A 12123-nucleotide genomic window follows, 5' to 3' on the forward strand; every position below is an offset into this window, starting at 1 on the left:
GAACTTAAAAGAGTTATATTCATGGGCAGATCTGATGGCGAAGCAGAGAGAACAAAAGTTGAAATAGTTAGTATGGAATTTTAGAACATCAATACTACATAATACTTTGGAAACAACGAGGTTTTGATTAATCTTGAAAATACTGAGGTAGAAGCCTTGCAGTTCTTTCTTTATTATATAGTGCTATTGTTCTAAACATCTATTCTACATTGAAAAATAACTAAAATACTGAATCAACATTTTGCTGTATTGAAAAAATAGCAGAATGTTAATCTGTATTTCTAAAACAAACGCGAATATAAAAGTCGGAAATATTAACATTTGTCCTTTACAATCAGTACCTAAAATGGCATGGAAGTGCGCGATTGGAACATGAGAAGAGGAAAAATTTATAAAGCAAATCCCTCAAGCAAAATGGCGAGAGGGATTTATATCTTTCATCCGAAAGAATTAAAGGATCGTCATCCATTGATCCTCAAGACTGAATTGTCCATGCAATAATAAAAATTTCATATTACGAGTAAAAGCGAGACTAAAAATAGGGTACTAATACGTTAAAGTTGATTTCAGCTTGTCTGTCTTTTTATTTAGGTAAAGACTGTTAATAGCCCAGCAGTCACTACCTATCGTTTCCGGCTATGATCTAATAGGCAACATATTCCATATCGCCTGACGGATTATAATTTTTTGCTCACTGTAAATTTTGCACCCTATAAGAGGTGTAACTTAGTTTAATTTTGAATATTTATCCTTATTTGACATGGTTAGGGTAATTACTAAGCGCACTAAATATGAAAAGAATACTAAACACCAGGTCAAATTGCTTAATAAGTTAAGTCTGCTGGCGAATAATACCATATTGGATGTTAAAGGTAATCGATTGTACTAAAGGGAATTCCTAATTGGATAAACTTACATCCACGACAACATTGAAATTCTTCAACAAACAAATTTTATCTCCCTATGTATACGCTTAAATGCTTTTACTAGGTATCAATTTTAATTATTTTCTTTGTTGACTTTTAGGTGTTTACATGAAGCTCAACTAAATTTTAGTTATTATATCAAAATATTAGCAGTACGGGGCTCACCGGATACTATAAGTCTAAAACTTGTATGTTTAATTAGTCTTAAAAGAAAAAAATGGCATAAAATTAGACATTGCATCCGCTATGAATCAAGCTAATGCCCCTATCCCTGATTTTATGGGAATAGATGAAACAGAAAGAAAGGTTATAGAATTAGTTGCCAAGGGCCTTACAAACCTGGAAATTAGTGAAGAGTTACAGAGTAAGCCAGGTGTGGTGGAAAAACTACGCAAAAATCTCATTACTAAAACCCGAACAAAAAATTCAGCATCCCTGATCTCATTTGCTTACAAATACGGGTTACTAAAAGCTTAACAAAAAGCCTTACATGCCTGCAAGGCTTTCTGATTCAAACAAACACAAAAGCTTTAAAAGCTTTTGCAATTAAAGTCATCCTATCCCATCCGGGCATAAGTTAATAAATGGTAATGTATATAGATTCGCATTACAAAAATACAGGTTTGGCTTATTAGCTAAATAGCCCTTTAGTATTATAAAAAAAGCCTTGCAATCCTGCAAGGCTCATACTTTTTAATTAAATCGTCCCGGATCTAATGAAGTTCTCAAAGTTAAAATTTTGATTTAAAACCAATTGTATGATATTATCGACGTAGTGGACTTACCAATTACCTGCCTTGCTATTATTATTTATAAAAAAATATACTATTGATACAGCTATCCACACCTGTTAATCCGATTATTTTCTTATCATATTGTAATTTGTGTGTTTATAAGTACCGCACTTTGGAACTTTAATCATCAGATATTTTTTTTGGAACGTTATGGCTCTCGGTAGTCTATAGTTGCATCATAACTTTACTGATGCCGAATGCAGGGGAGAAGTTAATATAGTCGCTTTGAAAACACCAACACTGTAAAAATCAAATCATTTAGTTTTTATATGTATTAGCCCTTAATCGATTCGAACATGAAATCTTCCGATCGTTTGAGATATCGGCCGTATAATTCGGAGTTAAGCAATACTTTTGTTTCTAGGGATGCACTTTCCATGATGCAATTTAAAATGATTGGTCTTAAGACTCGAATTTTCATACTGAGCTGCGCTTTTCTATTTGCAAATACTTTGGCCATCTTCATCGAATTTATGATCGCATCGGGATAACTTGAAACTGATAGTTCCAAACAAATCGATTCCATAGATTTAGTTCTTTCTAAATAATCTATAAGCTTTTTGAAGAAGCATACAGTATGCTCATTCATATGATGTTGTGTTGAGAGAAGATTGTCAGCCTGATTGATTAATAACTTTAGAGTTGGGCTTAGGATTTCAGACTCAATTGCTTGGTAAATAAGCTCTTGTTTTAAAAGCTCAATTTTTTCTTTTTTCTTCACTTACAGTAATATTTGGTTGAGAACAAACTATTGAAGATAGTTTAAAGGGAACTTACGAAAGTTACTGCAGTTTAGTTTTTTTCAGATATCAGAAATATTCGAATCCCTTGTCTGTGAGAACTCGGCAGTAGATCTAAATTGTGACAAATTGAAAAATTGCTTTGATTATAATTTGAATGTAGATGTAATTCCTGGGCACATTATTGCTGCCGGAAAGAGAGTGGAGTTGAAATTGCAAGAATCTCCAAAGGATATGACTTTAGCTGAGGAAATAGCAAATAATAGGGCGATTTAAAGAACTTTTATTCAGGCAAATCTATCTATCAACAGCCAAATTAACTCATTTTATATACGTTTTGGCTGAAGATATTTTTTTTATCCACAGCCAAAACACTATATTTGAACAATGTTTTGGCTGTGGATAAAATTATTTTAATCTCTTAGAAGAAGAAATATGGAAGTGCTCATCGGAAGAATAGCGGAAAAGAAAATATTATCTGAGGCGCTTGCTTCGTCCTCATCAGAGCTCTTAGCAGTCTTTGGCAGGAGAAGAGTCGGAAAAACTTTCTTGATCCGATCGGTCTTCCACAAACAGCTCATTTTTGAACTGTCGGGAGTTCACGACGCGAATGCTAGCGTGCAATTACTCAATTTTAGCAAGGCTATCGCAGATGCATTAGGCTCAGGATTAACTCCTGCAGCTCCTAAGAACTGGACGGAAGCTTTCTGGCAACTTAGGGAATTTGCAGCCCCTATACTTAAAAAAAGAAAAGCTGTAATTTTCTTTGATGAATTCCCTTGGCTAAGTTCGCATAAATCTGGATTTCTTTCTGCATTTGAATATTTTTGGAACCAATGGGCCTCACAACAGCCAAACCTGATTGTTACGATCTGTGGATCTGCTGCCACTTGGATGATCAAAAAAGTTGTCAATAGCAAAGGAGGCCTGCACAATCGCTTAACACGTAAAATCCGCCTGTTACCTTTCACATTGTACGAGACAGAACAGTACCTAAAAAGTAATAATATACATATTGACCGTTACCAGGTGCTAACCATTTTTATGGCAATGGGGGGTGTCCCCCATTACCTGAAAGAACTAAAAAAAGGGGAAAGTGCTACCCAGGTCATTGACAGGCTTTGCTTCACCAAGGATGGTCTCCTTTCAACAGAATTCGCAAACCTATACCGTTCTCTTTTCGAAAACGCAGACAGGCATATTTCCGTAGTTAAGGCACTCGCGGATAAACCCTCGGGATTGACAAGAAACGAAATTATACAGACATGCAACCTACAAAGTGGGGGGACTACCAGTGTTTTACTTGAGGAACTTGTGGAATCTGGCTTCATTACACCGCACCTGCCTTTCCAGAAGAATGCCAATCAGAGTATTTACAAGCTTAGCGATGAATACAGCCTTTTCTACCTTAAATTTATTGAACATTCCCGAGCCACCGGTGGAGGTACATGGTTAAAAAAATCATCAACGTCTTCTTGGAGGAGTTGGAGTGGCTACGCTTTCGAAGCGATCTGCATGAAGCATACAGATAATATTAAACAAGCGCTTGGTATTTCTGGAGTATTCACTGAAACATCAGCTTGGCGGCATTCTCCTAAAGATGGAAATGGTGCACAGATCGATCTTTTGCTGGACAGACAGGATAATGTGATAAGCATATGTGAAATGAAGTTCTCAAATGCTGAGTTTGCCATAGATAAAACCTATGCGACTGAGTTAAAGAACAAACTTGATATATTTCGTCGGGAGAGTAAAACTAAAAAAGCACTTTTCTTAGCCATGGTTACAACCTATGGCACCAAAGACAATATGTATTCTATTGGCCTGGTACAGAACAAAGTTACCATGGATGATTTGTTTGTGCCTTAGTACAATATCAAAAGGGATTCAAAATGCTGTTTTTATTAGGTTGTTTTGTCCACTAAAAAACCAAAATTTTTAGGTAAACTCCTGATGCATTTACCCTAATTCTATTACAGGAATTGCAAATATTTACCCTAATTCTGTTACAGGAATTTCTAAACCTTTAAATTTAAAAGTCGCCATGCTTCGCCTCAAGGCATCAGCCTCAGCAGGAGTAAAGCCTGCCACCACGATCGCAATCTTCATCGCCTGCTCCTGGAATAAAGGCACGCCTAATGTTCTACCCAGAATCTCTTTCAATTCCGGCGAAGGATATTCCACCGGCTCTTCTCCATTCCGCCGACGCAGATAAGGATGCACCATATCCCCCTGAATCTCGCAAGGTTTAACAGGTTAATCTTTGCTCAACTGGGCTGTTGATCCACCTGGCAATCCCTCCACTAAAGATTTAAGTTCCTCAACTGAGTAGTAGGAATTTTCGGCATTTTTGCGGTGCAGCATGCGATGACAGTTAGCACAGACCAGGGAAAGATCCTCCAACCGGTTCCTGCGTTTTCCATGTTTCGCAATTGGAAAACGATGGTGGCATTCCATGAAACCCAGTCCATGATCGCCGTATTTATCCGAAAAATTAAGCAGGCAGACTTCACACTTTAATCCACCGGACCTTAATGCTTCATTTTTCTTATCCTGGATCAAACGCGGGTCTCGCTCATAGTATTTATGTCTAGCGAACTTATACTTTTCCTCGCCTTCCATTGAGCCCGTTTGAGGATCTATCGGTAAGCGCAAATTTTCATCGATCAAATCCTTAATCGAAATATCTTTTTGCTCAAAGAGATTCCATAGCAGTAATTGCTTTTCTACCAAGGTAAACGATAATCCACTCGCTTTGATTGGCTTGATTAGGTCAAGGCTACAAGTCCATCCGCGGTTTGGCTCCCTAAAGTCAAGAAAGTCCGGCTTAACGATCATCAGCGGATTACGGGCAATTACACTCACCAGCCGTCTCACAGGATGACTTCCCGTTGGGTCAAGTTCTACATTGTCGTCTACTGGTGCCACGATGTGGGAGAGGTACGTGCCGGGATTTCCGAGCAAACGGTTCTTTATGCTTTGGACCAGGAGTATCAACTGGTTTGCCTTTGCTTTCTGAGCGCTGGCTATACCCATCCGGTTATGTCCCAAAGGAAAGTTGAGATCAAAAGTATCGCCAATCTGAAACTCTTGGTAGGCCCATGCATTTCCTTTGTCTCTGGTTACATTTTTTGTCCAGATCAGATCGAGTGCTGTAAATTCCATTTCGATGCGTTAAATGATAAAAAATCAAAATAATAAAATGCCGTTTTAGAATCCTTGAATTTGGCCATGCGTAATGAACCTGACTAAGATCCACACCAATCGCCAGATCCAGGGAAGCTTAGGTTTCTCGCACACCCCTTACGTCAATGCCCTGGGCGATATCCCGCCGATATTTGACCAGACCTGCATGATCGAACGCTGCCTCAAATAAGTCTGCCCCGAACAGGTCCCGCTTGATCTGATCAACAGGTAAGCCGGTCACAGCCGAAAGTTGCTCCAGGGCTGAATCCGGATATTTTTGTTTAAGCAGCAAAAGTTTCAACGCTTCTTTTTTATGATGGACATATCTTCCTCTCAACTTCAGAACACTTATAAATTCCTGGTGATCCAAGACATTTCGCTCCGTAACCAGATCCACAGTAAAGTCATCTGCAGTTTTTACCTCATCCTTTTCAACCTTAAAAAAAAGCTTGAAGCGGACATCATCTGCAAATTTATAATCACTCGAACTTGGACTAGATAATGAAGAACTGGTGCTGTATAATTTTTTTGTCCCTTTAAATTTTGAATTGCAGGCGTAACAGCAAGGGACAAAATTAAATAAGGACAGGCATAAAAAGGGGTGGGCCTGTTGGTGAAAGAAATGGTCGAGTGTAAAATGATTGTGTGTAGGTGTCTGATGAGCGGTTTTTATGGCATCGATTACCTGAGGACGCAGATTCAGTTCGTCCAGCGAAGAAATCGGATGTACCTTTCTTTTTGCAATTATCGCGGCGGCGGTAACAGGTCCGATATGGTTAACCAGTTGCAGCTCCTTGCTATCTGCCTGGTTAATGAACTGTATGGTATCGCTATACGCCCCAATTTCGGTAAAAGCATAGATTGTGTCGATATTGCAATAGAAACAACTGTGCAGTTCGCTGCTCATCTCCTGCATAAAAAAATCTGCAATAGTAGGCTGCAAACGGCTGTAATCGATCAGCTTTCCAAGACGCTTTCTGGCCGCTTTACTTAAGGCATTCAAGTCCGCACTTAAGCTACTTAGCTCCACAAATGGCGCGGTCACCAGATTTTTGAAGGTTAGTTTCGTTCCTGCTATAGTCTTCACTTTTTCAAGATCCTTTTCAATCAAGGAAAGATTGTCGAAAGCCTCTGACAGTTTTTCGAAGTAGTTATCCTGAAAAGCATCCGGCTTTTCAGGGTCTTTTGGATAGCGAATCCTAATCATGACCTGTTGGTTATTTTCTTGTTGATTGCTGCAAGTTCCCGCTCCAATCTTTGCTTTTGAATGGTCAACCAATCTTGGCTCTGACCAGTTAGCCAGTCTTCGATAAATGTGATGTGATTTTCCAGGACCCCGGTTATAACTGGTTCTCCGATCTGATCAATGATAAAACGATATTTTTTTTTCTGCACCTGGTATTGTCTAGCCAGCTCACTTAGTTCAGGTCCTGATGATTGGATAGGCGCGATACTGAATTTCTGAACATCCTGCTCTTTGCTTAAGGCAGCCAGCACGCTTTCATAAAATCGAATAATCTGTTCAATCTGGGATTTTGCGAAATCTCCGGTTGTCGATTTCATAAAAAAACTATCAGAAAGCATCTGATGGATGTTTGCGGCAAAGGTTAAGCCTTTTCGCTCCCTAATCATCCCGTTCTCTAAATGCAGCACATTGGTTACCGGGATATCCGACAAAATAAACGGCGAATGGGTGAGGAAAAGCAGATTTACCCTTGAAATATTTGGCACATCCAACGCACTGAGCCTTTTGAGTATTTCCGAGACAAACATTCGCTGGAATTCGGGATGAAAATAAAGTTCTATCTCATCAAATATAATATTAACGGTTGAATAGGTTAACCTGACCGCCTCACCATTGTAATGAAAGACTGAATCCAGATTGAGTAAATGGTAAAGCACTGCCTGAACCGAATGCACGAGTTGCTGTTCACCAGAACTCAGGTGGTGAAAAAATTGTCCATCGTTGAGGACAATCTTGGCAGAAAAAGGTGCATTCGGCATCAGTTCCATAGGATCGAGCGATGGATATTTTTCCCGGTTTTCTCGGAGTCGCCTTGCAAAAAGCGAACCTTCAATAGTAATGATGTCATCGTTGAACGAGATCCCCTGCTCTCCCAGTTTTAACGGATCATTCCTGAAAAAGTTTAGCGCCTGCCGAAGTTTAAGGGTAATGTGACTTCTGTCTTTTTCAAGTGCGCTAAGGAAGGCAGGCAAGCCTGTAAGTTCAGGGAGGCTTTCTTTCTGCTCTTCTTTGTAGAATTTTTTATATTCTGGGTAGTTTTTTGCAATCCGGATGATTTTGCTCAGCACATAATTCACGGTGAGTTCAGCCCATTCATTATTGAAAAGTTCCTCATTAGATATTTCCTCACCAAGCATTTTAAGATAGATCATCCTGAAAATAGCTTGCTTGCTCATTTTGCTAACCTGCTCTAGTTTTTCAAAGACCAAATCATTATGATGCTCTGCAGTTCTGCTGAGTTTTTGGCGATCGATAACGAACTTAATTTCCTTCACCGATCTCCCAGGTAATATTTCCTCTGCCTGATCTGCACTAAAACGGATATTGGCAAGTAGCCTGCTCTGCGCAAAAAGAATTTCCGCATTCGGATTGACCAGACCCTCATCGCGAAAGGGATTAAGAACCATTGGGGTTTGATAAGCATCCCGCTTGTGAAACAGACGGCTAAGCCACTTTCCAACAATCCTTTCATTTAATCCATGTATTGAATAATTGATGGCAATGGTATAAAAAAAGTTTGCCATTGGAATAAGTGTTTCACCAAATACGTTATAAAAAACAATGTCTGATTTTTCTCGGTCCCCGGGCGTATAATCAGCGTCCATAACAATGCAATGGTATGTACTCTTCGACTGAAAGTAGACTTCCAGTTTGAGACCTTCCTTAATCTCGCCCAACTCTCTGGTTTCATTAATACCAGCCTTGGAGACAGGGTTGATCGGAAGAAGTCCATGTGCATTAGCGACTAAATAGGCGCACAGGTAGAAAAGTTCGACTAAGGTACTTTTTCCAGAACCGTTCTTACCTACAATAGCCGATACATTTATTTTTAGCTCACGCTGCTCAGGAACAAAGGCATTAAAAATTTCATGACCAGTGTCGAGTTGCCTAATTTGAGTGATCGGCCCCTTTTTTGGATTAAATTCATAATCTTGATAGAATGGGTAGAGCGTTCCGGGAATTAGATTATTAGCGTACTTTTTCTGACAGCCCTTAAGGGGTTTGATGGCCAGGAGTTTGAAGTCATCTTCGGGATTCGACATATTTGAGTTAGCGTTTTTTTACTTGGCACGAATATAACCATCTTTCTGAATTTTTGTAAACATCTGAGACTGCTTCGATACCCACTCGCGAACATGACCGCTAAAGATCGCAAACGTTAAATTGCGAAACTTTTATCATCTACATTATTTTTGGGGGCGGTGGAATTCTTTTTGTTTATACCTCAGTGTATTGCTATTCACAACGAGCTAACTCATATTCACATATCATTCGCTTAGCGCAGCACTCGACGTTTTCATTCTTGAGCGGTATACCTTGCCATAGACACAATTTATCAAACTCAATTCGTGGGTTTCATAACGTATGTGCATCTCACAGTTTCAAGTTGCAGTCTGATCCTTGACCTTCATTAAATGCAGCTGTAGTTTCAATACCCCTTGTTCAAGTGATCCGAATTGGCAAAATCAGCAGCGTCTACATCTATCCTGATTTCTTACTACCTCAGAAATTTCAAAGAAAGTCTGTTGTCTTACGCGCAAGAATGATGACTAATTCGATATGCCTTAGATTTGCTTGATCAAAAATTTCGATATTTTCCATTATATAAAGGATTATGTTTTCATGTGAAGACAGTCTGACTTATAAGATAAGTGCTTAAAGGCGAAGCCTAACGACGCTTATTTGTCTTTGAACATCAGGAATGAGAGGTTGATATCTTTTGATATTAATAGATTCCCTAGCTAAAATTTTATCAAAAAACGCTCCCTTCAAACTAGAAATAAAATTTTCTGGTAACAGCCAATTTTAGCATATCTGGAAATGGTTGATGTCAAGCTCAGGGCTAATTTGTTATTTTCCTTTTTGAGACCTAGCCTAAACATTCTTGAACCCAATAAATCGGTCTTTAAGTTTTCAAGGGAAATACAGCAGGTATTGTTTAAGCTGCTTATAAAAACGCTAAAGCAAAAACCAAACCGGTGAGAAGGTTTTTATTTAAGCGCTCATGAAACGGAATGGGTGGGATTTTAACCCAACTCCTTTTGATATCGACCTGGGATTTTAACCCCATTACTTAAAAAGACTGAAATGGCGGCTGCTCTTTTATTTTTATAAAACCGGATCAACCCAGAGAAACTTTTGTGGATGAAAACGAAAGAACGGAGAGTAAAAAATATACACAGTTTACAGACGCTAACGAACCGTATTGTGTTGCTCTATAGCGGATATTTTATCTTGGAGCATTTCATCTACAGGTAGATAGCGAAAATGTGGAAAAGTTAGCCTGAAATTTTCCTCCGATAATGATTAGCTTGTGGGCAAGCCGCAGAATATTTAGATTGTTTTCTCAGTGTTTTATTTGCCTACTATGGAGGCAAGCTAAAGCCATGTTTACTATATTTGCAGCCCGATTTACAAAGCGCCGGATACCAAAGAGATGACACAGGAAATGATTTACTTCGACCACAATGCTACCACGCCACTCGATGGCCGGGTACTTGCCGAAATGATGCCGTACCTGACTCAGCTTTACGGCAATGCATCCAGCACCCACGAGTTGGGTAAAGCATCTAGAATCGCGGAGATAAAAGCCCGTGAACAAGTTGGAGAGCTCATCAATTCCAATCCCGAAGATATCTATTTTACAGCAGGTGCAACCGAGTCGATTAACATTGCGATAAGGGGAGGCATTTCGCTATCCGGACACCCCGCACCACACATCATCACTCTGGAAACTGAACATCCAGCAGTCCTTGATACTTGTAGGTTTTTAGAACGAAGTGGGGTCGAGGTAAGTTATCTACCGGTAAGTGGTGATGGAGTGCTAGATTTAAGTCAGCTCCGCGCTACTTTTAGGGCGGGGACATACCTGGTATGCGTGATGTGGGCCAACAATGAAACAGGGGTTATCCAGCCCGTTGCTGAGATCGCCGAAATCGCCCATGAGCATGGTGCATTGTTTATGAGTGATGCCACCAGTTTCTATGGAAACTATCCTTCATCATTATTCTTCTATCTTGAAATTGATAGCCTTCTGGGATACCTTTTATCTCTCCAAATATTATCGGCTTAGTCATGAAAAGTTAGCGCTTAATTTAGTTGTTTAAATATGAGCTTGCTGGTTATCTAATCCTTAATGTAATTGGTATATGGTGAAATAAAATTGTTTATGGTTTAGCATTATTCTCATATTTAGAGGCAAACTCCCTCAATCTTTTCACCATTTCCGGATTATTAACCTCTTTATTGTCGCCATTATCATCCTTTATTATTACTTTTTTAGTCAATCCAATAGATAATAATCTTTTATATTCGACTTGTAACGCAGCAGCAAGCCCTGTTTGTTTTCTTGGCTGTGTAATAAGCAGCTCTTTATTATCAACTTCTAAAATTTCACCAACTTCATTTAGGCGTTTTAAACTAGGCTGGGCAATATTGGAGTTCCATTTGCTTATTGTTGTATCATCAACGTCAAGATATAATGCCAACGCAGTAACCTGAAGAGGAGAATCTTTAATGGCTTTTGCTATATCATTTATTTTCTTAGACATTTTATCTTGATAAAAACTTGCATAATAGTCAAGTAATATTTATATTTGTTTAATAATTAGTTTAATAGCGACAAATAGAGTAAGTATTAGATCTTGCTTTTTACGATGTCTCTCATGAAAGAAAACCGTCAAACTTTCCACATGAGCCGATCGTGAGTTCGCCGTATCTATTGAGTTTTGTTATCTTCGTGATATATTATTCAATAGGGCGCAACTCATGTCAGTCTTTTGTGGAACTTAAGCCTTGGCTTAAGTGGTTCTTGACGGTACCTCTTTCAAAAGCATTGAGTTTCGCCCTATTGGTTCATACCAATCTGGTTTGCCTTCTGCTCTTTAGAGATTACATCGCTTTACATAAAAATTAACATTTATGAAAACGAAAAAATTAACCGCCGTCAAACCGCCTCTTTTCCAGGAAGTGATTCGTAATTATTCCTTACAACTATTATTAAAGAACATTATCTGTTCTCCATCGTAATACGTGCCAGAATTCCAAGTCAAAATATAGCCCAAAAGAGCGGAGGCTGTGTGAAAGAGAGAGCGCTCAGAGTCCCGCCGGGTTAATTTAGCTTGGTACCAGCCCTTTATTGCTGATTAGGCAAAGGTGCAGTACGATGGTTTTTCGCAATCCCAAGGTAAGTATCTTTTTCCTAATAACAAATACGGTTTACCGTATCCGCA

At 39.0% G+C, this 12123-nt stretch carries 9 protein-coding genes and 1 pseudogene; 4 read left to right on the top strand and 6 right to left on the bottom strand.

The genetic code is table 11. The features are described from left to right. Positions 1-1172 precede the first annotated feature (1172 nt). Positions 1173-1403 (top strand): response regulator transcription factor, encoded by a 231-nt coding sequence (locus EA772_RS10650; protein ID WP_124913048.1) that lies wholly within the window; start codon positions 1173-1175, stop codon positions 1401-1403. 591 nt (positions 1404-1994) lie between these two features. Here EA772_RS10650 and EA772_RS10655 read toward each other — a convergent pair. Continuing rightward, positions 1995-2441, bottom strand: a complete 447-nt coding sequence (locus EA772_RS10655) for a hypothetical protein (RefSeq protein WP_124913050.1) — start codon at positions 2439-2441, stop codon at positions 1995-1997. 148 nt (positions 2442-2589) lie between these two features. Between EA772_RS10655 and EA772_RS22060 the strand changes: the two genes are divergently transcribed. Beyond that, on the top strand, positions 2590-2736 hold the full coding sequence (locus EA772_RS22060; protein WP_168187518.1) for a hypothetical protein: 147 nt from the start codon (positions 2590-2592) through the stop codon (positions 2734-2736). A 159-nt stretch (positions 2737-2895) separates the two neighbouring features. Then, a complete protein-coding gene (locus tag EA772_RS10660) occupies positions 2896-4329 on the top strand; it encodes an ATP-binding protein (RefSeq protein WP_124913052.1) in 1434 nt (477 codons plus the stop codon). Between the two features lie 153 nt (positions 4330-4482). Here EA772_RS10660 and EA772_RS10665 read toward each other — a convergent pair. From EA772_RS10665 to EA772_RS10680, 4 genes and pseudogenes are all read right to left on the bottom strand, one after another. Then, positions 4483-4713, bottom strand: a pseudogene (locus tag EA772_RS10665) (hypothetical protein); the annotation flags it as partial. Between the two features lie 3 nt (positions 4714-4716). Beyond that, the gene (locus EA772_RS10670; protein ID WP_124913054.1) at positions 4717-5625 is read right to left on the bottom strand and encodes an HNH endonuclease; all 909 of its coding nucleotides are present in this window, start codon (positions 5623-5625) and stop codon (positions 4717-4719) included. 118 nt (positions 5626-5743) lie between these two features. Further along, complete coding sequence (locus tag EA772_RS10675) at positions 5744-6853, bottom strand: hypothetical protein (protein ID WP_148093295.1); 1110 nt, start codon at positions 6851-6853, stop codon at positions 5744-5746. Next, a complete protein-coding gene (locus tag EA772_RS10680) occupies positions 6850-8934 on the bottom strand; it encodes an AAA family ATPase (protein WP_124913058.1) in 2085 nt (694 codons plus the stop codon). The genes EA772_RS10675 and EA772_RS10680 overlap by 4 nt, the downstream gene beginning before the upstream one ends. Positions 8935-10328: 1394 nt before the next feature. On the opposite strand from EA772_RS10680, the gene EA772_RS10685 reads away from it, so the two are divergent. Beyond that, positions 10329-10964 (top strand): cysteine desulfurase family protein, encoded by a 636-nt coding sequence (locus EA772_RS10685; RefSeq protein ID WP_124913067.1) that lies wholly within the window; start codon positions 10329-10331, stop codon positions 10962-10964. Between the two features lie 94 nt (positions 10965-11058). On the opposite strand, the gene EA772_RS10690 is transcribed toward EA772_RS10685, so the two are convergent. Beyond that, positions 11059-11442 (bottom strand): hypothetical protein, encoded by a 384-nt coding sequence (locus tag EA772_RS10690; protein ID WP_124913069.1) that lies wholly within the window; start codon positions 11440-11442, stop codon positions 11059-11061. Between the last annotated feature and the right edge of the window lie 681 nt (positions 11443-12123).

Source organism: Pedobacter sp. G11 (genome assembly GCF_003860265.1).
Taxonomy (GTDB): Bacteria; Bacteroidota; Bacteroidia; order Sphingobacteriales; family Sphingobacteriaceae; genus Pedobacter; species Pedobacter agri.